The organism is Ruegeria sp. AN11, assembly GCF_056536005.1.
Genome location: NZ_JBQFJD010000002.1, coordinates 496073 through 517743, shown reverse-complemented (window position 1 = coordinate 517743; position 21671 = coordinate 496073). Strand labels below are relative to the sequence as shown.

20 protein-coding genes are annotated in these 21671 nt (G+C 57.2%); 12 read left to right on the top strand and 8 right to left on the bottom strand.

Translation table 11 applies throughout. From position 1 onward, the window contains the following. Positions 1 to 15 precede the first annotated feature (15 nt). A complete protein-coding gene (locus tag ACR3EQ_RS22220) occupies positions 16 to 1467 on the top strand; it encodes a biotin carboxylase (protein ID WP_170611537.1) in 1452 nt (483 codons plus the stop codon). Between the two features lie 5 nt (positions 1468 to 1472). Next, on the top strand, positions 1473 to 2453 hold the full coding sequence (locus ACR3EQ_RS22215; protein ID WP_170611535.1) for a C45 family autoproteolytic acyltransferase/hydrolase: 981 nt from the start codon (positions 1473 to 1475) through the stop codon (positions 2451 to 2453). 57 nt (positions 2454 to 2510) lie between these two features. On the opposite strand, the gene ACR3EQ_RS22210 is transcribed toward ACR3EQ_RS22215, so the two are convergent. Beyond that, on the bottom strand, positions 2511 to 4262 hold the full coding sequence (locus ACR3EQ_RS22210; protein ID WP_170611533.1) for an adenylate/guanylate cyclase domain-containing protein: 1752 nt from the start codon (positions 4260 to 4262) through the stop codon (positions 2511 to 2513). 238 nt (positions 4263 to 4500) lie between these two features. Between ACR3EQ_RS22210 and ACR3EQ_RS22205 the strand changes: the two genes are divergently transcribed. From ACR3EQ_RS22205 to ACR3EQ_RS22190, 4 genes are all read left to right on the top strand, one after another. Then, positions 4501 to 5409: a sterol desaturase family protein gene (locus tag ACR3EQ_RS22205; RefSeq protein ID WP_170611531.1), complete on the top strand. Its 909-nt coding sequence runs from the start codon at positions 4501 to 4503 to the stop codon at positions 5407 to 5409. 4 nt (positions 5410 to 5413) lie between these two features. Next, positions 5414 to 5935, top strand: a complete 522-nt coding sequence (locus tag ACR3EQ_RS22200) for a DUF2141 domain-containing protein (protein WP_170619649.1) — start codon at positions 5414 to 5416, stop codon at positions 5933 to 5935. Between the two features lie 304 nt (positions 5936 to 6239). Next, entirely contained in the window at positions 6240 to 6827 is a 588-nt protein-coding gene (locus tag ACR3EQ_RS22195) for a TetR/AcrR family transcriptional regulator (protein WP_170611527.1), read from the top strand. Positions 6828 to 7038: 211 nt separating this feature from the next. Next, positions 7039 to 8289, top strand: coding sequence for an aminotransferase class V-fold PLP-dependent enzyme (locus ACR3EQ_RS22190; protein ID WP_170611525.1), 1251 nt, complete (start codon positions 7039 to 7041; stop codon positions 8287 to 8289). A gap of 182 nt (positions 8290 to 8471) precedes the next feature. Here ACR3EQ_RS22190 and ACR3EQ_RS22185 read toward each other — a convergent pair whose 3' ends face one another. From ACR3EQ_RS22185 to ACR3EQ_RS22155, 7 genes are all read right to left on the bottom strand, one after another. Further along, positions 8472 to 9035, bottom strand: a complete 564-nt coding sequence (locus ACR3EQ_RS22185; RefSeq protein WP_170611523.1) for an ABC-type transport auxiliary lipoprotein family protein — start codon at positions 9033 to 9035, stop codon at positions 8472 to 8474. A gap of 2 nt (positions 9036 to 9037) precedes the next feature. Next, positions 9038 to 11119 carry a PqiB family protein gene (locus ACR3EQ_RS22180; RefSeq protein ID WP_480492143.1) on the bottom strand — a complete coding sequence of 694 codons (2082 nt, stop codon included), beginning with the start codon at positions 11117 to 11119 and terminating at the stop codon, positions 9038 to 9040. Beyond that, positions 11116 to 11766 (bottom strand): paraquat-inducible protein A, encoded by a 651-nt coding sequence (locus tag ACR3EQ_RS22175; protein ID WP_480492141.1) that lies wholly within the window; start codon positions 11764 to 11766, stop codon positions 11116 to 11118. The genes ACR3EQ_RS22180 and ACR3EQ_RS22175 overlap by 4 nt, the downstream gene beginning before the upstream one ends. After that, a complete protein-coding gene (locus ACR3EQ_RS22170) occupies positions 11727 to 12209 on the bottom strand; it encodes a paraquat-inducible protein A (RefSeq protein ID WP_480492140.1) in 483 nt (160 codons plus the stop codon). The genes ACR3EQ_RS22175 and ACR3EQ_RS22170 overlap by 40 nt, the downstream gene beginning before the upstream one ends. A 504-nt stretch (positions 12210 to 12713) precedes the next feature. Then, positions 12714 to 13190, bottom strand: coding sequence for a thioesterase family protein (locus ACR3EQ_RS22165; protein ID WP_170611517.1), 477 nt, complete (start codon positions 13188 to 13190; stop codon positions 12714 to 12716). Next, complete coding sequence (locus tag ACR3EQ_RS22160) at positions 13187 to 14077, bottom strand: amidohydrolase family protein (protein ID WP_170611515.1); 891 nt, start codon at positions 14075 to 14077, stop codon at positions 13187 to 13189. Before ACR3EQ_RS22160 ends, ACR3EQ_RS22165 begins: the two co-directional genes overlap by 4 nt. Next, positions 14074 to 15075 carry a nuclear transport factor 2 family protein gene (locus ACR3EQ_RS22155; RefSeq protein WP_480492138.1) on the bottom strand — a complete coding sequence of 334 codons (1002 nt, stop codon included), beginning with the start codon at positions 15073 to 15075 and terminating at the stop codon, positions 14074 to 14076. The genes ACR3EQ_RS22160 and ACR3EQ_RS22155 overlap by 4 nt, the downstream gene beginning before the upstream one ends. Positions 15076 to 15237: 162 nt before the next feature. On the opposite strand from ACR3EQ_RS22155, the gene ACR3EQ_RS22150 reads away from it, so the two are divergent. From ACR3EQ_RS22150 to hisD, 6 genes are all read left to right on the top strand, one after another. Continuing rightward, entirely contained in the window at positions 15238 to 16284 is a 1047-nt protein-coding gene (locus tag ACR3EQ_RS22150; RefSeq protein WP_170611512.1) for an ABC transporter ATP-binding protein, read from the top strand. 98 nt (positions 16285 to 16382) lie between these two features. After that, positions 16383 to 17627, top strand: a complete 1245-nt coding sequence (locus ACR3EQ_RS22145) for an extracellular solute-binding protein (RefSeq protein ID WP_170463833.1) — start codon at positions 16383 to 16385, stop codon at positions 17625 to 17627. 71 nt (positions 17628 to 17698) lie between these two features. Continuing rightward, entirely contained in the window at positions 17699 to 18730 is a 1032-nt protein-coding gene (locus ACR3EQ_RS22140) for a carbohydrate ABC transporter permease (RefSeq protein WP_170611510.1), read from the top strand. A gap of 9 nt (positions 18731 to 18739) precedes the next feature. Continuing rightward, positions 18740 to 19621, top strand: a complete 882-nt coding sequence (locus ACR3EQ_RS22135; RefSeq protein WP_170463829.1) for a carbohydrate ABC transporter permease — start codon at positions 18740 to 18742, stop codon at positions 19619 to 19621. A 135-nt stretch (positions 19622 to 19756) separates the two neighbouring features. After that, complete coding sequence (locus tag ACR3EQ_RS22130) at positions 19757 to 20287, top strand: ester cyclase (protein WP_170611508.1); 531 nt, start codon at positions 19757 to 19759, stop codon at positions 20285 to 20287. 11 nt (positions 20288 to 20298) lie between these two features. After that, positions 20299 to 21636: a histidinol dehydrogenase gene (gene hisD, locus ACR3EQ_RS22125; RefSeq protein WP_480492136.1), complete on the top strand. Its 1338-nt coding sequence runs from the start codon at positions 20299 to 20301 to the stop codon at positions 21634 to 21636. Positions 21637 to 21671 lie beyond the last annotated feature (35 nt).

Sequence of the window (21671 nt, the reverse complement as noted above, 5' to 3'; positions counted from 1 at the left end):
CAGGGGAGAGGTTAAATGCCCAAGAAGGTACTCAAGAACATTTCGGAAATCCGCCGTTACTTTCACACGAATTCGGACCCGATCTACTTTGTCTCGGCGACCAATTTCAACCTGCTCGGTCTGGATGAATGGGTCAAGAATTTCAAGTACATCTGCTACATGGATTGCTTTGACGGACGCCATCCCAACGTTCTGGTTCCTTCCGAACTTCCCCATGACGAGTTTCAGTCAATCGAAGACATCAACAACTATCTGCTTCAGCACAAGGAAGTTGTCGATTACGTCAAGGCGCGCGGCGGCAAGCCGAAATTCGTTTTCCTGATGTTCGACGAAAAGACGGAAAAACTGGTCAAGGAACTGGGCGGCGAGGTCTGGTTCCCCAAGGCGAAGCTGCGTACCAAGATGGACAACAAGATCGAAACTGTCCGGGTCGGCAACAAGGCGGGTGTCCCGTCGGTTCCCAACACGCTGTCCAAGGTCGATAGCTATGACCAGTTGAAAAAGGTCTGCAAGAAGGCAGGGCTTGGCGACGATCTTGTCCTGCAAAGTGCGTTTGGAGACTCGGGCCACACCACCTTTTTCATCAAGTCCGAGGCCGATTTCCGCAAACACGAACATGAGATCGTGGGCCAGGGCGAAATCAAAATCATGAAACGCATCGATTGCCGGGGTTCGGCGATCGAAGCCTGCGCCACGTCGGAAGGCACGATTGTCGGCCCACTGATGACGGAACTAGTCGGGTTCAAGGAATTGACGCCCTATCGCGGAGGCTGGTGCGGAAACGAGATTTTCTCGACCGCGTTCCCGCCGAAGACGCGCGAGAAAGCGCGGGAACTGACGTTCAAATTTGGCGAACAACTTCGCAAGGAAGGATATCGCGGCTATTTCGAACTGGATTTCCTGATCGACAAAAAGACCGGCGACATCTGGTTGGGCGAACTCAACCCCCGGATCACGGGCGCGTCCTCGATGACCAACCACGCGGCTTTTGCGCATGCAGATGCGCCGCTGTTCCTGTTTCACCTGCTGGAGTTCTCGAAAAAGCCGTTCAACCTGGGTGTCGAGGAACTGAACGCACGCTGGGCCGATCCCGACATGATCGATTCCTGGTCGCAAATGGTGATCAAGCACACCGAGGACACGGTCGATATCATCACCAATGCCCCGGAATCCGGGATCTACAAGATGTTGCCGGACGGGCGGGTGGTGTTCGACCGGTTCGACTATCACCGGCGCGCGGTGGAAAGCGAAGACGAAGCGTTCTTTTTGCGGATATCGAATGTTGGCGACTACCGGTACGAAGGGGCCGATCTGGGCATCCTGGTCACACGCGGCCGGTCGATGACCAAGGGTTTTCAGCTTACGGCAAAGTCGAAGCATTGGATCAATGGCATCAAGAACGCGTTCTCGGCACGTCCGCTGCCATCGGCTCAGGCATTTGAGGATCCGGCGTTTAAGATTATGTAGAGTGCATGAAACTAACCTTTCGCGCCGTAGAAGAAAAGAAACCCGGACAGAAACTGTCCGGGATTTTCTCCGAATATCGAAATGCCTACCTTAAATGGTGGGCAAGCGAAGGGTTGTCATCACGCCCGACATATTCCGAGTGCCGTCATGCGCTGAAAACATATATGCCGGAAATGCTCGAGCCGTATGATATGCTGTGCGCCGCCTTTGGCGCCGGCGATCTGGAGGCGCGGTTCCTGAGCTTCTTTTGCCCGCCGCGCTATCTGGCGGGGTGCAGCCAGGCGATTTGGCAGGGGCCAGAACCGTTGATGGTGCGGAACTACGACTACAACCCGTCGGCCTTTGATGGAATATTCCTGAAGACCGGATGGAACGGGCGTCAGGTCATGGGCACCTCGGATGGCTTGTTTGGATTGCTGGATGGCATGAATGATGCAGGGCTAACCGTTTCCCTGACATTCGGTGGCCGCCGCGCGGTCGGCGAAGGCTTTGGGGTTCCCCTGATCCTGCGATACCTGTTGCAGACATGTTCGACGCTGGAAGAGGCGAAAGAGGTTCTGCTACGGGTCCCGTGCCACATGAGCTACAACGTTACGGTCCTGAACCGGGACCGGCAGTTCTTTACGGCGTTTCTTGCACCGGACCGGCCGACGCTTTTCACCCATGCTGCTGTTTCCACCAACCATCAGGAGCGCGTGGAATGGAAAAGCCATGCACGCCTTACCGCCACTGTCGAGCGTGAGCGTTTCCTGCTGCATCGCCTGACTTTGCACCCAGAGACGAAAGAGGTTTTTGTCGGGTCTTTTCTGAAGCCGCCGCTGTATTCGCTGGCTTTCGATCAGGGGTTCGGAACCCTTTACACCGCAGCCTACCATCCCCACGATCTGACAGCCGAACTGCTGTGGCCGGGCCGGAGATGGAAAAAGAGCATTGGTCAATTTCACACGGACAGCCTGCAGGTCATTTACCCACGGGATCCGGTCTGAAACTTGACAGATCGGACAGGGCGGGCAGTTCCAATACAGTACCACTGATCCCATCATCTATTCAGTTTTGACCCGGTAGACGGTCACCTGTTTCGACCGGCCTTTCACATGGAAATCGCCGACATGTTCCAGCTGGAACGACGCGCTGAGACGTCGCGCAGTTGCGTCGCTGACGAGGATGTTGGTTGGCTCTTCTGTGGCAAGATCACCGGCCAAAGTCTCAATCCTCGCGCAGGTGTTAACCGTATCTCCGATCACGGTGTAATTCATCCGCTCGACCGCTCCGATGTTCCCGACGATGAGCGGACCGGTGTGAATCGCAATCTTCAGTCCATAGCCAACTTTCGCCTCAGCCAGGGCGTGCTTGATGGCCACCGCTGCACGGCAGGCCCGCTCGGCGTGGTCGACTTGTTCCTGAGGAGCGCCCCAAAACGCCATCACGGCGTCGCCGATATACTTGTCGAGCGTTCCACCCTCGGCCTGGATGCAACGGTTCAAAATCGCGAAATGGCTGTTCAACATGTCGGCCGTGGCCTGCGGTGTCATCGTTTCTGACGCAGCCGTAAAGCCCACAATATCGGCGAACATGACAGTCAGCTCGACCTCGCGAGGCCTGACAACATCAGGGTCTCCGGAATTCAACAATTGCCGCACCAGAGTGCGGGGCAGATAGGTTTCAAACCAGCGCAGCCCATCGAGCATCTTGTTGAATGCCACGGCCTGCAGGTTTACCTCCTCAACGCGAGAGGGGGGAAGATAGTCGATCTGATCCAGATTGAGTTCGCTGATCTTGATGGCTTCTTCGGTTGATTTTTTGATTGGGGCCGAAAGCTTTCTGGCCAGCACAATCGCCGCAATCATTGACGCTATTAGGAACCCAATGCTGACAAAGGCAGTGTAGCTGAGGCGCTTCCATTGACTGCTCCAATCGCTTAGCGGGGAGTACTGGCCAATGACCCATGGTTCCAAACCGTACTCATCCAAAGTACTGGTCAGAACCAAGTACTCACCGGTTGCGTTCTCCACTACGTAGCCGTCAAAAGAGCTGTCGCCCCCCTGAAACTCGGGGTCTTGTTTTAGCACTTGCGAGATCACCGCGTCATCGAGCGCAGCGATTGAATGCAAAGGCGTGTCCGGACTTAAGGAACTTCCGGACAGGTTCAGCAGCTTCGGATGTGCCAGGACGCGGTTGTCGCCATAGAGAATGAAACCGGTCGCGCCGAATTTGCTGCCCAACTCATCGATGATGTCCGAGAAATGATGCACGGTTGAAGACACAAATATGGCACCCAGGAACACATCGTCCCGATAGGCCGGTACGGTGGCCGAAATATGCGTCCTGCCTTCTTCAAAAAACGGTTCGTTCCAGAACAGGTTCTCATAATTTTTGATATCTTCAAGATACCGCAATCGCCCATCCACCGGGGGCTCTGTGATGGTGAAAAAGGAAATTCCGTCTGAATCGGCGATTTGACTGGTCACAAAAAGGCTGCCGTCCGGGTAAACAACGGCAAGGTCCGTCAGATAGGGGGCGGAGGCTGCGACGCCCTTGAAATATGCCTTCAGAAAGTCAGTGTTGGACAATTCGACGTCGCCCGAACTTGCATCTTTCTGGAGAGAGTTCGCCAATTCCTCGATAGGGGTCGTCAGGCTAACGACCCTGTCCTCAATTGACTCGACGATCATCGACGCTGAGGTGTTCCACAATTCAGTCGTGTTTTGAACATTGGCGTAGGTTGATACCAGAAGCACCGTACTGACCGAAAGCGCCACCAACCCGCCTATGGCCAGCGCCAGAAGCGTTGACATTCCAATTCGGACTTTTGATTGCGGGCCAGCTTTGGGCATTTGCTAAACTTGTAATGGGTAGGTGTCTGTTTTGACGAACGGTTTCTTTCAGGAATTACCGATGTCGAGCATGATCGCAAGACAGCGCAATGGATAGGGCTGTGTCGGCATCAAGGTCGAGCGTTGGCGTGAGGGCCACTTGACACGGGGCTAAAACTCTTTAATTGTCAAAAAAGACAATTTAACAGGATCTACCTAAATGGACTTCCTCAACACGTATGTCAGCGACTTCCAGATCAGCTATTGGGAGACGATGATCGACGACTGGTTTTTCGTCTTTGCGATCGGTTTTCTGGTGTTTGAACTTGCGCGTTACGCGATTGGCAAAAAGCTGACCTTCGAGATGGTTGGCGATACCGTCACCAACTTCATCACGCTTGGCTTCTTCCTTGCGATCACCTTTGTTTTGATGGCGGGCTTCTACGTCGGAGCCTATGTCTGGGCGTCGCAATATGCGTTCTTTGACATCCCCACCACATGGGCTTCGTTCCTGATTGTGCTGATCCTCGCAGATCTGGCCTATTATTGGGAGCATCGTATCCTGCATCGGATAAACATCTTGTGGGCCACACATTCGGTGCACCACAGCTCACCCTTCTTTAACATTTCGGTAGCCTACCGGCATGGTCCGCTGGATGGGTTTTGGCCCTTGTTCTTTCATATTCCCCTGGTGCTTTTGGGCTTCAATCCATTTGTTGTCCTGGTTGCGGAATTGCTGGTGCAACTCTACCAGACCGCTTTGCACACCGAAGTTATCGGCAAGCTTTGGAAACCCATTGAATACATAATGAACACGCCGTCGCATCACCGTGTGCATCACGGGTCCAACCGCAAGTATCTGGACAAGAATTACGCCGGAATCTTCATCATCTGGGACCGCATGTTCGGCACGTTCGAAGAAGAAAAAGAAGAGGTCACTTACGGTCTGGTTACGCCGATCAATTCGGTCAATCCGTTTGTAGCCTTTTTTCATGGCTTTGCCCGTGCCTTTGGCGACGCCTGGCGAATGCCGGGGTTCCGAAACAAGCTGGGGGTTCTGTTCGGTCCGCCCGGCTGGCGACCCCAAAAACAAGGCGCCAACGCTTCCGCAAACCATAAACAGGGATAAAGCCATGCCTTCAAATTCACAGCGAATAGTCGCGGCGCTGGTCACAACGGCCCTGTTCGTCGGCGGAGCCTGGATGGCCTCGGGATTTGGTACGGACATCCCCCGGACATCGGCATCCTCGACCGGTGCGTCTTCGGACAATGGGTTGGTGATTAACCTGCACAGTGCTCGTAACGACAGAGGCCAGTTTGTTGTCATGGCCTTTGACAACGCGGCTTCTTTTGACGCATTTGATTTCAACACGGCGGCTGGCTACGTCACGCTTCCCGCCAGCACGGAACCGCAGCGCGTCGATTTCCCGGACCTGAATGACAACTACTACAGCGTGGTGGCTTTTCATGACGAAGACAGTGACTATCAGATGGGTCTCGATGAGAGTTGGACGCCAACGGAGGGCTATGCGGTTTCCGGGTTGAATGATCTCTACGATGACCCTGTATTCGAGTACTCACTGATCAGCCCGGGTATTCCGGTGGATCTGGCGTTCTTTTACTGGCCGGATCAGTATTTGACGGGTTGGTTCTGATCATCCTGCCGGTAGGTTATGGTTGTCTCGAACCGGGGCATTTCGGTGTGGTGACGCCGCTTTGCCCCGGGGTTGGGCTGCCAATCAGCGGGTCAGGGCGCTACTCACTTCCCTCGGGTATCTGCGGGGTTTGCAAATGCCTAAAGGCGGGCGGCAAAATGCACATACGCCAGCTTTGCGCTTGATGAAAAATAGCTGGAAAAAGCATAGTTCCGGTATGCCAGACACTGGGCAGTTCAGAATAGTTGACGGTCTGTTTGGACGGATCCGCCCGGTTCGAAATTGAAGAGACGGAGAAATACCAATGGGGCGTCCCTCGGTTCAGAAACAGCGTAAAGCCGAAGTGCTGGATGCGTTCATGACGCTGGTGGCCCGTTTCGGGGTTGAGGGTGCAACGCTTGAGAGAATTGCGGAGGAATCCGGACTTAAGCGGCCGTTGATACGGCACCATCTTGGAAACAGGGATGAGATGGTACGCGCCTTGGCCCTGCATGTTGTGGAAGAACAGCGCATCTCTTTGGAGAATTTGCGAACAGCTTTGCAGGATTATCCGGGGCTAATGAACTTTGTGGACGCCCTGTTCAGCGAGGACAGCGAAACTGATACACGTCTGAACAACGCTTATCAGGCTTTGGTTATGGTCGTGGAACAGTACCCGGACCTCAGACAAATTCTGACGGGTGTTATGGCTGAGTTCTACGCGCTTGCCCGCCAAATTGTCCAGAAAGAGTATCCGTCGGCGGACCCGGAGGATGTCCAGACAGTGGCGCACGGAGTCGTCGACCTTTATCTTACGGCCGATGCCTTGTCGCCGCTGAACCCCCCGCCCGATTGGCGTCGATCGGCCTATCTGGGGGCTGTGAAGTTGGCGCAGTCGCTTGGAAGCCCTTGAGAGGGACAGCATCGAAATAAAGGGAGGATCACGGGAATTCGGGTGCCAGCTTACCAAAGTCAGGCACCGTATTCGTTGGTCGGGGCTGCTGATACCTGATCGTCCGATAAAGCATGAAAAATGCAAAGGCATTGCCCATTCATTTTTTGTGAGAAAACTGGGCCCGCGAACAATATATGTCAGACAGAAGTATTTACACGAATGAGTCCCCATGCCCGAGATCAACACACCGCTGCTTGAGCAGATCCGCGATCGCTTTGCCCAGATCGACCATTGCCCGCAACAGGGACCCCGGATTTTCTTCGAAAACGCTGGCGGCGCGCTGACGTTGAACTCAGTGGTGAAAACCTCGCAGGACTATGCGGCCATTCCCGACAATCAGGGGCGTGACAACCCGGGCAGCCATGAGCTGGTGCGCGTGATTAACACGGCCAAGGAAGATATGGCCGTGTTCATGAATGCGCCGGGCGGGCAGTTCTTTGTGGGCGAAAGTGGCACCGAATTGCTGTTCCGCCTGATCATGAACGCCTGTCTGGGCACCGGCGCGGGTCAGGTTCTGGGGACGACCCTGGAACACCCGGCCACCCGCAGCGCCTGTGACCGCTGGGCGCGTATCGCCGGGCAGAACCATGTACTGGTCGCGCATGACAATGCCACTGGTACCGTGACTGCCGAGGCTTATGCCGCAAAAGTCACACCCGACACCAAGGTTGCAACCATCGTACATACTTCACCCGTCACCGGCATGGGTGTCGACGTGGCGGCCGTGGCCGCAGCCATCCGGGCGGTTGCGCCCGAATGCTACATCATCGTCGACGGCATCCAGCACGCCGCGCATGGTCGGATCGACCTGACGGCCTATGGTGTGGATGGCTATGTGATTTCGCCCTACAAGGTGTTTTCGCGCCATGGCTATGGGGTTGCCTGGATCTCGGACCGGCTGACGGCGCTGCCGCATAACAGCCTGCTGGATGGCCCTGCCGACAACTGGGAGATGGGGACCCGCGACACCGGATCTTACGCCACCATGTCCGACGTGGTCAGCTATTTCGAGTGGCTGGGCGAGCAGGTCAGCGACGCCACCGACCGGCGGGCCAAGTTCGTTGCGGCGGGCGAGGCGATCCACGCGCAAGAAAAGGCGCTGACGGATGCGATGATCCACGGCACCGGCAACCTGCCGGGTCTGGCCGAGATGGAGAAGGTGACCATTCTGGGCGGCATCGACAACCCGGCGCGCGAAGGTCTGGTGTCGCTGCGGGTCGAGGGTGTGCCTTCAGTCGATGTGGTGCGAATGCTGAACGAGCAGGGTATCCGAACGCATCTGCGCAAGGCAGATCACTACTCTGGCAATATCCTGACGCCGCTTGGCATGGACAGCTGTGTGCGCGTGTCAATGTGCCATTACAACAGCGTTGCCGAAGTCGCCCAGTTCCTGGGCGCAATGAAATCCATCGCCGCCTGAATCCGCAGGCGTGAACGCCCTTTGAAAACGCATGCCTGGGCAGCAGTGATCGGGGCAGGCCTGGTTTGCGCTCGTTTGGAGCGCGGTGCGCTGGAATGAAGCCCTCAAAACGCCCGTATCTGACCTGCCTTCACCCCTTTGCGCGTTCCCTTTGTCCCATGGGCAACAGCCCGGCCAAAGGACTATTTCAGTGCATTGCTTGCCAGGAACCGGGCAAGGTTTGCGACGGCTCGTCCCCGGGCCTTGGCGATGTTGGTGCTGTTCAGCGGTTCGCCGATTGGCTCAACCAACTCAAACAGCCCCGAACGTTCTCGCCCCCCGTCGAGCCGACCCAGGAAATACTGCCCTGAGACAAAAAAGGTGCCGTCGGCCCGTGCCACGAAGGATTCAAACCGCAGGTCCAGAATTCCTGCAGGCGGTTCCTCGAATGGCCACGGTGAGGATGCAATCCGAGTTCTGGTCAGGCCAGTAAGATGACGGGTCAGTTCCAGCGCAATCGCGCGTGGTGGTTTGTCCGCCCAGAGAACCGACCCTTCGGTAACCAGCAGACCGCCTTCGACCTCGATCGAAATCTCGTCCGCCACGGCGTAACCGGGCAGCGATGGCTCTTTGATCTCAAGCGATGAAACGCCTATTCTGACACGGCCTTCCAAAGTTGGTTCATTGACTGAAACCCGGTCGTTCAGCCCGCCGCAGCCCGCCAACAGCACCAGGCTCAGGCACGTGAGGAATTTTTGTAGCGGCATGTCTATCGTCCCTTGATCAATATGCTAGGATCGCGTTCCAGCGTTCGAAGCAGCGCCGCAAGGGCATTGGCCGCCTGCTGAATGTCGCGCAGCGCCGCTCGTGCATCGCGGCTGAGTGCTTCACCCTTGTTGAATCCACTGATGGTGGCTGATGCCTCGTCCATCAGTCTGCTGGCTCTCTCGGCCAGAGCGGGCAGTTCGCTGGTCGAGCTGGCAATCGCGTCGGCGGCATTGCGCGCCGAGGCCAGGGTTGCGTTTACGTTGTCGACCGCGCCACCCTCGCGCAAATCGACCAAAGCGGCGTTTACTTCGGCCAGTGTCGCATTCAGTTGCACAGGCAGGTCCTGAACGCCTTCGGTTTGAATGAGCTCATCCAATGTTGCGACAATCCCGGTCAGTTCGGTGACCAACTGGCCCAGGGGCAAAGCACTGGCCCTTGAAGCCAGAGTGTTCAGGCTCGACAACAGCTCTGGAAGGCCGGCAATGGATGTGTCCACGGATTCCATGGCGTTTGTCGCCGCATCCACGGCGCCGAGCAGGCGCTGTGTGACCTGCTCGGTCCTGAGTTCGGTCAACATTGCATCGACCTGATCCAGCAGTTTGTTGATATTCCCCGCGACCGAGCGAACGTCGTCAGATTCAACCACCGCCGTGGCCGCCGCCAGCAGCTTACGCAGGTCTTCGGGCGTTTCCCGGATCGCGTCGCTGGCCACAAAAGCGCGGGCAGTGTCAAGAAACGCGACGGCACTGGACATCAACTCTTCGACCGGAAGGGCCTGGATACGCGTCAGAACACGCTCGACCGAGGCTTCCCCCGACTGGATTTCGCTCTGGGTGGTAGGTAGGATTGTTATCCCTTCGGCGGTTTCATTCCAGTCGAACGGATCATCATCGGTGTTGTCGACAAATTGCACCTTCAAGCCACCGGAAAGCAGGCTGGCAGAAGCCAGTTGCGCGCGCATCCCCTCGTCGGCCCGTGTTTTCAGAAACTCAAGCGCGGCAGCGGGTGAAACTTCATCTGGCAAGCCAAGACGCGTCGGTTGTATGGCCAGGACCGCATTCAGGCGCACCCGGTTGTCCCCGAAGGCCTCCTCATCAATAAGACCGATGACGCTGTTCACCGTTCCAATCCTCAGACCCGCCAGTTCAACGGGGGCGTCCACACTGAGGCCTGAGATGTTGTCGTCAAAGATCACACTGACAAACAGTTCATCGACCTGGGACTGGTTGAAGATGCTGTCCCGTGCGGCTTCGGAGTCTTCATAGACCTGGAACAACGTACCGTCAGATACGGCCGAGCCTCCTGACACGAACGTGTCGAAGGTGATGCCTCCTGCCACGAGACTGGCTATGGAAGTGAAATCAACAGATGCCCCGGCGGCGCCGACGGAAATGCTGAAGCCGGACGTATCCCAGAACCGCGTCGTGTCATTGATGAGACGTTGGTGCGGATTGTAGATGATCGCCTCGGCCACGGCAAAGTTTCCGCGCGGATCGATCGAGGCTTTGCCGACCCGCCCAACCTCGATGCCACGAAAAAGAATGGGCGCATCATCCGTCAACTGGCCACGGGCCGAGCTGCGCAAGGTCAGCTGCAATCCGGGCTTGTCTGCCCGGAACAATGGCGGCTGCGGTCTGCCTTTGAAGAGTTTGGTCGGTTCGCCCGGATTCGCATCCCAGCTGCCTTCGATGTAGACGCCGCTTAGAACCGTTTCGAGTCCAGACACGCCTTGGGTGGTGAGTTCAGGCCGAACCACCCAGAACTGGGCAGAAGCATCGACATATGGCGAAATCTCTTTGCTCAGACGGATTTGTGCCTCGACGGCCCTAAGCCCTTCGGTCAGGCCGACCTTTTCGACCAACCCGACAGCCACATCGCGAAAGCGCAGCTCGGTCGAGTTTGCGACAAGGCCCGCGCCGTCCTCGAATGTGACATGAATTACCCGGCCCTGACTGGAAAGAGACTGCCAGGCAACCGCCAGCGCGACCGCAACCGCCGCAATCGGGATGACCCATATCAGCGATACACGGTCCCATATCCGGCGCGGTTGCCGTTCGATCGGTACATCGGGAACATCGTTCATTTGGCTTCCTGACGTTGGCGTGAATCCCAGATCAACCTTGAATCAAAGTTTTGGGCGGAGAGCATGGTGAATATCACCGAGAGTGCAAAAAAGAGACTGGCGGTGCCGGGTCTGATCGATGCCAGGCTGCTGAGCTGAACCAGAGAGGACAGGATTGCAACTACAAAAATGTCGATCATCGACCAGCGCCCCACATATTCCACGACCTCGTGCACCAGTCGGAGCTGCGTCATGGAGAGTGAAGACCGGCGGGATAGGCTGAGCGCCAATAGGGCGATAGCGGCAAACTTGCCCAACGGAATGGCGACGCTGGCCAGCAGGATTATGGCCGCAATTCCGAATGCGCCGTGATGGATCAGATCCACGGCCCCACCCACGATGGTGTCTGCTTGCCGGGTGAAAAGCGTGCGTGTTTCCAGCATCGGGTACAGATTGGCCGGGATGTACGCCATGACGCCGACCAACCACCATGCCCAAACACGCTGGATCGCCAATTCATCACGCGACCGGAGCTTTCGCCCGCATCTTTGACAGGTGCGGCTCTCGCCCAGGCGATGCACCTTTGTGCAGGATCGGCAGGCGACCAGCCCAAGCTCGCGCGCGCTGACTATTTTCTGGGATGAATCAGAGAGTTCCATACAGACCATCTACACAGAAGACTGTCCTGCACGATGACGAGCAGGACAAGTGCGGTGAACATCCAGAAGGCGGCGCCGAACTGAATTTCGGCGACGTCAGCAACTTTGGTCAGCGCAACGGCGCAGCCCAGCACAAAGATTTCGGCCATGGACCAGGGGCGCAGCGCTTCGACCCATCGAAACGCGGGCTTTGCCCCGGGCAGCAAGGGGCGTTCCAGCACGATCGGCAGAAGTACATAGATGCTGAGGACTGCGCGGGCCAGCGGGATCAGAACGATCAGCAGGATCATGGCCAACACGAGAGGGCCGTAAATGCCGCCCCGGAACGCCAGCGCGGTGCTCATGATCGACACCGAGTTGTGAACGCCACCCGCCCTGACGGTGAGAAACGGAAAGAACATTGCAGCGACCACAAGTACAGCGACCGAAATAGCCAGGGCAATGATCTGCATACCGGCCTTCCGCTTCGGAGTAATGAGCACAGTGTGACATCTGGCGCATCTGGCACGCTCGGCGAATTCGGGCTTAACTAGCCGAAATGCGGCATCACAGTTCGGGCACACGATCACATCCGTCGGGGTGACAGGTTCATGAGACGCGTTTGTTATCTGACCTTCTCCCCCAATGCTTGCCTTGGGACGGACCAAAAAAGGTGCACCTAGGATGTGTGCTTTAGATCATATTGATTTATCCTGACAGATGTTTTTTGAAATCGGTCAACTTAAATCACTTTGTCAGATTTCGCGGAGCCGTCTTTGAACACGGCTGCGTGGATATGCTGATGCCTTTGTCATGAGGCCCATGCGCCTGTCTTGTCAATCGAGCGGCGTCTTCCCGCTGTTCTCTTCGGGACGACTTGCGCAGGTCCGCGGATATGACTATGCGTGCTCGTTCATTAGGATCGGGGTCGTTCGCCAATCCTCAGTTTTCTGTGGGCTGATTTACTGATGTTGCAGTCATGTTGATCGGGGGATGCGCCCAGTTGTCATCGGGCGTGAACGGAACTCAAGCTCTGCCGCTTCCCGACCTGGCAATTTCGCCTTCTGCAATCGCTGCAGGATGTCTGCCGGAATCGGTGCAGCATGAGGGCTTGGTTGTTGCCGGACGTGAAGCTCCATGAACTCGCAAACGGCCGATAGCTCAGCTTTGTTCAGCATCTGCATGTGCAGATGAAAGCGTTTTTCATCACAGTCCAAAACTCGGGTTTCAATGCGAAGCCGGTCCGCTTCCTTGACTTCCCGCAGGTAAAACTTGTGATCTTCCAGCAGGTAGATCGTACATCCGGTGCGCGCGCGATAATCGGCATCGAAGCCGACCTCATCCTGCATTGCATCGACGGCAAGGCTGAAGACCAGCCCGTAATAGGCATCCCGCATGTGGCTGTTGTAGTCGATCCACTCGGGTTTCACGGTAGTTTCAAAGGTGAATTTCATGCCGTTGGGGCCTTCAGGTCATAAAACCGCGCGGCAGAATCATGGAATACGGCCGCCTGAACCTCAGCCGGAATCAGATCACAGTAAGCCTGCACCAGAGTTGCGTAATCGCTGTAGAGTTTGTCGACCGGGAAGTTCGAGCCGAACATGACCCGCTCCGGTCCGAATTGTTCAAGACAGACTTCCACGATGGGGCGAATACTGTCGGTGGTCCAGGTGTGATCGAACATGCCCAGACCGGACAGCTTGCAGGTTACATGTGGCAAGTCGGACAGGCGGCGTAATTGTAAGGCCCAGTCTTTCAGGCCCGTTGGGCTGCGGTCATGGGGCGACCCGGCATGGCAGAGCGCAATCGGCGTCTCCGGCGCCTGCGCAAGAACGCGGGCGGTCTTCTCCATCAATTCAGGAATAAGTTGCAGATCGAAGCTGAGCTTTCGTCGTCCGGCTTCCTGCAAACCAGCCAGAAAATGTGGATCGTCCAGCAAAGCATTGGTGCCGGTTTGCGCGTCCTCTCCGGGCGCGCGACCGACGATCTGGCGCACGCCACGCACAGTCGGCAGGGTCTGAAATGTGTCAAGTCGGTCGGACAGATCGGACGACGTCAGGTCGCAGAAAACTACCTGCGCCATCGGCCAGTCCGGGGAGGCGTCGGCGACGGATTGAACCCATCTGGCTTCGTCCAGACCGTTCTCGGCCCCCACCTGGATATGCACCGAAGCGCGGATGCCGCAGGCTGCAGCGTCTGCGCGAAATTCGTTCAACTGGTAATCCCGCTGAATGGGTGCCGGGTCACCAAAGAACCTGTCCACCCCGCGCGCCATAAGCCATGGGTAATGCACCGCGGTAAGATCCCAAAGGTGGTGATGCGCGTCAATCCAGCCGGTCATGTTCGCGGCACCTTTGCCATGCGCCCCAGAATGTCGACACCCTGTTGTTTCCAGAAATGCAGAAGGTCGATGAAAATCCAGTTCTCGGCAAGTTTATCCCCCTTGCGGCGATAGATGTCGATCACCCGGAACTCGGCAGCTTTGTCGGTGGCAGGCATCCCCATAAACCCGCCGGTGGGACGGGCCGTGAAATTCGGCCATCCGAAAAACCCGCCATAACACCCTTCCGCCATCCGACAAATGTGCTTGGTTTTCGACCGGTCCGCGAAGCCTGCGCGGAAGGGGCCTGAATGCTGCTGTGCGTAGCGCTCGATCGTGTAGGTTGCACCAATACCGGACGGACCCCACCAGATCATGTCTTCGCACCATGTACGCCGCAGCTCGTCCTCAAGGCTGAGACCGCTATCCCATTGGCCCAGATCGGAAATCATGGCGTTGATGGCCGCCAGGGTCCGTTCTCCTTCCTCGGCGGGTTGGGGTCCGAACATCAGACCGTCGTGAGTCATCGGCCCCGGCTGGACAAGCTGAGCTGCGGTCTGCGGCGGGAATGGCTGCAACCCGGCCTGCATCATGAGATGAGGAATATCGAAATACATCGCCGTCTCGGTGATCTTGCCGTTCTCGACCTTGTTGAACTCGCAATATCGCAGAAACGCCATCTTGCCTGTGGGGGCGATGCCCAGCCACGCATTGTCGAACAGCCCCATCAGATGGCCCATGGAAACAACCCAAACCGAGGAAAATCCGTCCATCTCGTTTCGGCCGGCCATGAACACGTCCATCCGTCGCTGCATATGCCGCAGGCTGTGCCTTAGAGGTTGCCAGAATCTCTGTGCCACTGCGTCGGTGCCACGCAATTCATCAAACGGATGGAATCCGCGCCACAAGTAGTCTTCGGCACAGAACTCGGACATCGCGTCAGCGGCGGCCGATTCTCCGTTCTTGCTGAGTGCTTCGTAGTACTCGACGACGACGGCTTTTTGGGCTTCGTAGGACATTTTCAATTTCTTTCAGTGCTCTAAGCGCTGGGATGGAGCTGTATGCCACGGATGGCAAGGGGCGATTTTGCATGCGCATGCAAAAAAAACTTGCCAGATGTTTCTTTTGCTGTCTATGCTTTTTGCAAACGTATGCACGCTAGGTCCAGCTGGGAGGGCAGAATGGCCGAAATTCAACTTCGCAATGTTGGAAAGCGTTGGGGTTCTTTTGTGGGGGTTGATAATTTTGACCTGACGATTTCCGACAAGGAGTTTCTGGTTCTTCTTGGCCCGTCAGGCTGCGGCAAGACGACAACCATGCGCATGATCGCCGGTCTGGAAGATGCCAGCGAGGGTGACATCCTGATCGACGGGACTCGCGTGAACGACATGGAGCCCAAGGATCGTGACGTGGCGATGGTGTTCCAGTCCTATGCACTGTACCCGAACATGAACGTCTACGAGAACATCCGGTTCCCGCTGAAGGTCCGCGGAATCGACCCGTCCACGCATGACGAAAAAGTACGCCGTGCATCGGCAATGGTGGAACTGGACGACTTCCTGCATCGCAAGCCTGCGGAATTGTCCGGTGGTCAGCGTCAGCGCGTCGCGCTTGCCCGCGCCATCGTGCGCGAGCCGAACGTATTCCTGATGGACGAGCCGCTGTCCAACCTTGACGCCAAGCTGCGCGTGTCTACCCGGGCACAGATCAAGAACCTCAGCCACGAACTGGCGGTGACCACGATCTATGTGACCCACGACCAGATCGAAGCGATGACGCTGGCCGATCGTGTTGTGGTCATGAAACAGGGCGTGGTGCAGCAGGTTGGTAGCCCGACCGACATTTACGACACTCCGGCCAACACTTTTGTCGCCAGCTTCATCGGCAACCCTGCGATGAACCTGATGGAAGGTGAGGCACGGGGCGGCACCTTCACGGCCAAAAACGTTGAAATTTCGGGGCTGAACGCTCCGGACGGCCCGCTGACATTGGGCTTCCGTGCCGAAGATGCCAGCCTTGCTGCCGAAGGGCAGGGGCAGATCAACGCCCCGATCTACACGCAGGAATTGCTGGGGGACGCCACTATGATTTCGGTTCGCGTTGGCGGTGCCCTCATTTCGGTGAAGGCAGACAAGAATTTCCGGGCAGAGATCGACGACATGGTTTCAATCTCGGTTCCGGCCGAAATCTGCCATCTGTTTGATGGCAAGACCGGCGCCCGGATCTGAACACGGCCCTGCTCAATGATCGGGGCGAACCCCGGCAACAAAACTTCATGCGCGAACGGGCCTCGCGCTCAAATTCTCAAAACAACAGGGAGACAGAAATGTTCCTAAGAAAAATCGCTACAGCAACCGCCTTTGTGGGCCTGATGGGCTCGGCAGCTTATGCCGCCAATTGCGGCCCCGAGGGGCAATCGATCCGCATTCTGGCCAGTGACTTTCCGGCAATCCACGCCGTCGCGGGAGCCGCCGAAGCCAATTGTGGTGGGGCCGCGGCTGAATTCAACACCAACCACACCACCGAAGCGCGCTCGATCATGAACGCCGCTCTGACCCCGAACCCGTCGGAATATACATCGGTGATCCTGGCCAACTCGACTTTGACCCAGCTGATGAACGACGGTCTGGTGCGGCCGCTGAACGATCTGGTCGAAAAATACAAAGACAGCATCCCGCCGAACCTGCTGATCACCATCGATGGCAATGTCATGGCTGTGGCCTTCATGGCGAACTCGCAGCACCTGTTCTCGCGCAAGGATATCCTGGAACAAGCTGGTTTCGACGGCATCCCGGCCACCTATGAAGAGGTTCTTGAAGCCGCTGAGAAAATCCGTGCTGCCGGTATCATGGAACATCCGATCGCAATGAACCTTCAGACCGGATGGAACCTGGCCGAGGTGTTCAACATGATCTATCTCGGTCATGGCGGTGAGTTCTTTGTACCCGGGTCGGCCGAGCCGTCGATCAACAACGAAAAAGGCGTGGCCGCACTGGAAGTCATGAAGGCTCTGGCGGAATACGCCCATCCCGACCACCTGACCCACGCGTCAAACGAAACGCAGGGTCTCTGGGAATCCGGTCAGGCGGCTCTGGCCGTCATGTGGGGTTCGCGCGGCGCGCCAATTCTGGATGATGAAGGGTCCACCGAAGAGGTGACCTCGAATACAGTTTTGTCGGCTGCACCAACCGTTGGCGGCGGATCGATTCCATCTGCCACGCTGTGGTGGGACGGTATTACCATCGCATCCAACGTGTCGGACGAAGAGGCCGAGGCATCCTTTGCGGCATTGATCAGCGCGCTGACCCCGGAAATGGTTGCAGCAAACAACGATGATGCCGTCTGGCTGCTTGACGGGTTCCAGCCCGGACCGGCTGCAGCAGGGGTTGCAGAGACCGTTAGCGGTGGTGCGAAGCCCTATCCGATGATCCCGCAAATTGGCCTTCTGCATGCGGCACTTGGTGCGGAGCTGGCGGATTTTCTGAAGGGTGACGAAAGCGCTGAACAGGCGTTGGCGGATGTCGAAGCCGCCTACCGGACGTCGGCCAAGGAAGCCGGCTTTCTCAAGTAACACTCCCCGACTTGAGGGGGCGCAATCTGCCCCCCTCATCTTTTTCCGGACTAAAGACTGGGACGTACGCCATGAAGCACCGCACCTTTTTCTGGTTCATTCTGCCCACGCTTTCCGCGATGATCCTTTTCATCGCTCTGCCGATCGTCTCGGTTTTCGTCCAATCCCTCTTTGTCGAGCATGAGCAGGTTCTGCTGGTTTCTGAAAGCTGCGGACCATTTGGGTGTACCCCGACCACCACGGTCGACACCGAAGCCACTGCAAAGCTGCGCGCAGAACAACCCCTTGGGCGGTTTAACGGTCTGGGCACTTACATCAACCGTTCACACCTGGCTTTTGCCGAGATCGGAGAAGCGTGGGCAAGCTCTGAAAGCCTGGGTGATTTTTGGGCTAAGGTGTATAACCTGCCGTTCTACAGCGCCCTGACATTCACCCTGGCCTATACCTTTATTGTCACGCCGTTGGTGTTGGCCCTTGGGCTGGCCATTGCCGTAGGCGTCAATAACCTGCCCCGCGCGCTCAAAGGGGTTGCGATCTTCATTTCGCTTCTGCCGTTTCTTGTCACTCCGCTTGTCGGCTCGCTGATCCTGTTCTGGATGGTCGATGGTGATGGTGTAATCGGCGCCACCATTCAACGCATATTCAATGATCCGACACTCAGCCTGAAGGCGTCGACGGCGCTGACATGGACCATGCTGATGGTTTACGGCGTGTGGCATACCCTGCCGTTCAGTTTCATCACCTTCTACGCGGGTTTGCAAACCGTCCCCGATGATACGATGGAAGCGGCACAGATCGATGGCGCGACGAAGTGGCAGCGCTTGATCCATGTGATCGTTCCACACCTGATGCCGCTGGTTTCGTTTGTGACGCTAATGCTGATCATGGATAACTTCCGCGTTTTTGAGCCGATCGTCAGCTTCAAAGCCGAGGCCCACGCACAGTCGCTCAGCTGGATCATCTACAATGATCTGCGCGAAAGCGGCAATCCGCTCTATGCCTCAGCAGGTGCGACTTCGCTGATAACTATCATCCTTGCGGTCATCCTGATGTCTCCGGTGCTTGTTCGCACTTGGCGCGACTTCACCCGTAAATCTCACTGAGGACACGACATGGCGACCAAAGCACAATCCCGCATGACCCCGCTAAAGCTGTTCTCTTACGGTTTCGTGGCCCTCTGGCTGCTGATCGCTGCCTTCCCGTTCTTCTGGACCTTCTGGGGCAGCTTCAAGGTACAGGCCGACTTCTTGTCCAAGGCCAACTGGATGAACGCCCTGACGGGTGCCAACACGATTGAGCAAACCGGCAGCGCCTTTACCGGTGCCGGCTATCACGGGGCGTGGGTTCTGGAAGATTTCTGGTTCAACTTCAAGAACACCGGCATTGTGGTCTTCTTCACCGTGCTGATCTCGCTGACCTTCGGAACGCTGGGGGGATATGCGTTGGCGCGATCCGGTTTCCGCTATGCGTTCTGGATCCTGATGGCAGCGCTGGTGTTTCGCGCGATGCCGCATATGACGCTGGTCTCGGGTTACCTGCTGTGGTTCTTCGAGTGGAATGTCTGGGGCATCCTGCCGACCACCATCATCGTGCTTGTGGCGATCAACCAGCCCTTTACCCTGTGGATGCTGCACTCGTTCTTCAAGAACATTCCCAAGGACATGGACGAAAGCGCCATGGTTGATGGCTGCACCCGGTTTCAGGCCTTCCGGCATGTGATTGTCCCGGTCATGTGGCCCGGCGTGATCACCACAGGCCTGTTCAGCTTCCTGCTGGCCTATAACGACTTTACCGTGGCCGTAATGCTGCTGAGTGAAGAGAACGAGACCATCATTCCCGCCATCAACAGCTTCATGGGCACCACGCAGGTTGAAGGCAAGGTCATGTACGCGGTCGCCGCCGTGGTTTCGGCCACTGCCCCGCTGTTCGTCCTGATCCTGTTCTTCCAGCGTCAGATTGTCAGCGGTCTGACAGCAGGGGCGGTCAAGGGCTGATGAGTGCATCTGCAAGACATAACGCCATTGCGCGCCACCCGGCGCTCAACCGGATGCCAAGGGATTTTCTGACGGCCGACTAACCCTCCCCGTCCACACAGAAAACCTCTTGGCAACCAGATAAGGAATAGAGACATGAAGGGTTCCCGCCCTGAACAGGCCGTGCTGACACGAGACACGGACATGAGCAAAACCGAACAAACCCGGGCCGTGATCGAGGGGATGGTCGACGGTTTGAACGACCATCGCATCGACGATATCGGCGAGTTTTTCGCGGAAGGGTTCCGTTGGCTGGGCAACCAGGGCTGCGGCACCAAGACCGGGTTGAAGGAATTTCAGGAAAACTGGCAGCGCCCGTTTCAGGCGGCGTTTTCCGACAAGACCTGCATCGACGAAGCGCGCCTCTACATGGGCGAGTGGGCCGCAGCCTTTGGCCGGCAGGAGGCGACACATTCGGGCGAGTTTCTGGGCATCGCTCCCACCGGCAAGCGGGTCGAGATCCGCTACATGGACTTCTGGAAAGTCGTTGACGGCAAGATCGTCGACAATTGGGTGAATGTCGATTTTGCCCACGTTGCCGCGCAGCTGGGCGTTGATCTGTTCAAAGGCGAAGGCTGGGAAGCATTTGACCGGGGAGAGAAGGTTCCGCCCCGGCCCGAAAACTGAGGATTAGGACAATGGCAATTGAACACCTGAAACGCGGCAAACCCGAGGCTGACCGGGCCGACGACGATGCCAAAACCCGCGCCGTTGTCGAGGCAACGCTGAAGGACATCGAAACCCGAGGCGATACCGCAGTTCGCGAGTTGTCGGAGAAATTCGACAGCTACTCGCCCGAAAGCTTTCGCCTGAGCCAGCAACAGATCGACGATCTGATTGCGTCTTTGTCCGAGCGTGAACTGGCCGATATCAAATTCGCCCAGAAGCAGGTGATGAATTTCGCACAGGCGCAGCGCGACTCGATGCTGGATATCGAGATTGAAACCCTGCCCGGCGTGATCCTGGGGCACAAGAATATCCCGGTGCAGTCCGTAGGCTGCTACGTGCCCGGTGGCAAGTTCCCGATGGTCGCTTCGGCGCATATGTCGGTAGCAACAGCAAAGGTTGCGGGTGTTCCCCGGATCATCGCCTGCACGCCGCCATTTCAGGGTAAGCCGAACGCGGCCGTAATCGCGGCGATGCATCTGGGCGGTGCGCATGAGATTTATGTCATGGGCGGCATTCAGGCGATTGGCGCCATGGCGATTGGTACCGAAACCATCGATTCGGTTCACATGCTGGTTGGACCCGGCAATGCCTTTGTTGCCGAAGCCAAGCGCCAGCTGTTTGGCCGCGTCGGTATCGATCTTTTCGCGGGTCCGACCGAGACGATGGTCATCGCCGATGACACCGCAGCCGATGCCGAGCTTTGCGCCACCGATCTGCTGGGGCAGGCCGAGCATGGCTATAACAGCCCCTGCGTTCTGGTCACCAACTCGCGCAAGCTTGCCGAAGACACGCTGAGCGAGATCGACCGTATCCTCGGCATCCTGCCCACCGCCGGTACCGCCAGGGTCAGTTGGGAGGAATATGGCGAGGTCATCGTCTGCGATACCTATGACGAGATGCTGCAAGTCGCTGATGACATCGCGTCCGAGCATGTTCAGGTCATGACCGACCGCGATGACTGGTTCCTGGAAAACATGACCTGCTACGGCGCGCTGTTCCTCGGGCCACGCACCAACGTGGCCAATGGCGACAAGGTGATCGGCACCAACCACACGCTGCCGACCAAGAAAGCCGGGCGTTACACTGGCGGCCTCTGGGTGGGCAAGTTCCTGAAAACCCACAGCTATCAGAAGGTTCTGACCGACGAGGCCGCAACAATGGTCGGCGAATACGGTTCGCGGCTTTGCATGCTGGAAGGTTTTGTCGGCCACGCCGAACAGTGCAACATCCGCGTCCGCCGTTTTGGCGGCATCAACGTGCCATATGGCGAGGGTGCTGTGTATCGCGAGACGGCCGAGGCCTCCTGACAGGCGCGGCGGAAATCGCTGTCAAACCAGCGCCC

Coding starts and splice junctions, on each gene's coding strand:
- ACR3EQ_RS22220 (WP_170611537.1), top strand. CDS start 16: ATGCCCAAGAAGGTACTCAAGAACATTTCGGAAATCCGCCGTTACTTT.
- ACR3EQ_RS22215 (WP_170611535.1), top strand. CDS start 1,473: ATGAAACTAACCTTTCGCGCCGTAGAAGAAAAGAAACCCGGACAGAAA.
- ACR3EQ_RS22210 (WP_170611533.1), bottom strand. CDS start 4,262: ATGTCAACGCTTCTGGCGCTGGCCATAGGCGGGTTGGTGGCGCTTTCG.
- ACR3EQ_RS22205 (WP_170611531.1), top strand. CDS start 4,501: ATGGACTTCCTCAACACGTATGTCAGCGACTTCCAGATCAGCTATTGG.
- ACR3EQ_RS22200 (WP_170619649.1), top strand. CDS start 5,414: ATGCCTTCAAATTCACAGCGAATAGTCGCGGCGCTGGTCACAACGGCC.
- ACR3EQ_RS22195 (WP_170611527.1), top strand. CDS start 6,240: ATGGGGCGTCCCTCGGTTCAGAAACAGCGTAAAGCCGAAGTGCTGGAT.
- ACR3EQ_RS22190 (WP_170611525.1), top strand. CDS start 7,039: ATGCCCGAGATCAACACACCGCTGCTTGAGCAGATCCGCGATCGCTTT.
- ACR3EQ_RS22185 (WP_170611523.1), bottom strand. CDS start 9,035: ATGCCGCTACAAAAATTCCTCACGTGCCTGAGCCTGGTGCTGTTGGCG.
- ACR3EQ_RS22180 (WP_480492143.1), bottom strand. CDS start 11,119: ATGAACGATGTTCCCGATGTACCGATCGAACGGCAACCGCGCCGGATA.
- ACR3EQ_RS22175 (WP_480492141.1), bottom strand. CDS start 11,766: ATGGTCTGTATGGAACTCTCTGATTCATCCCAGAAAATAGTCAGCGCG.
- ACR3EQ_RS22170 (WP_480492140.1), bottom strand. CDS start 12,209: ATGCAGATCATTGCCCTGGCTATTTCGGTCGCTGTACTTGTGGTCGCT.
- ACR3EQ_RS22165 (WP_170611517.1), bottom strand. CDS start 13,190: ATGAAATTCACCTTTGAAACTACCGTGAAACCCGAGTGGATCGACTAC.
- ACR3EQ_RS22160 (WP_170611515.1), bottom strand. CDS start 14,077: ATGACCGGCTGGATTGACGCGCATCACCACCTTTGGGATCTTACCGCG.
- ACR3EQ_RS22155 (WP_480492138.1), bottom strand. CDS start 15,075: ATGTCCTACGAAGCCCAAAAAGCCGTCGTCGTCGAGTACTACGAAGCA.
- ACR3EQ_RS22150 (WP_170611512.1), top strand. CDS start 15,238: ATGGCCGAAATTCAACTTCGCAATGTTGGAAAGCGTTGGGGTTCTTTT.
- ACR3EQ_RS22145 (WP_170463833.1), top strand. CDS start 16,383: ATGTTCCTAAGAAAAATCGCTACAGCAACCGCCTTTGTGGGCCTGATG.
- ACR3EQ_RS22140 (WP_170611510.1), top strand. CDS start 17,699: ATGAAGCACCGCACCTTTTTCTGGTTCATTCTGCCCACGCTTTCCGCG.
- ACR3EQ_RS22135 (WP_170463829.1), top strand. CDS start 18,740: ATGGCGACCAAAGCACAATCCCGCATGACCCCGCTAAAGCTGTTCTCT.
- ACR3EQ_RS22130 (WP_170611508.1), top strand. CDS start 19,757: ATGAAGGGTTCCCGCCCTGAACAGGCCGTGCTGACACGAGACACGGAC.
- hisD (WP_480492136.1), top strand. CDS start 20,299: ATGGCAATTGAACACCTGAAACGCGGCAAACCCGAGGCTGACCGGGCC.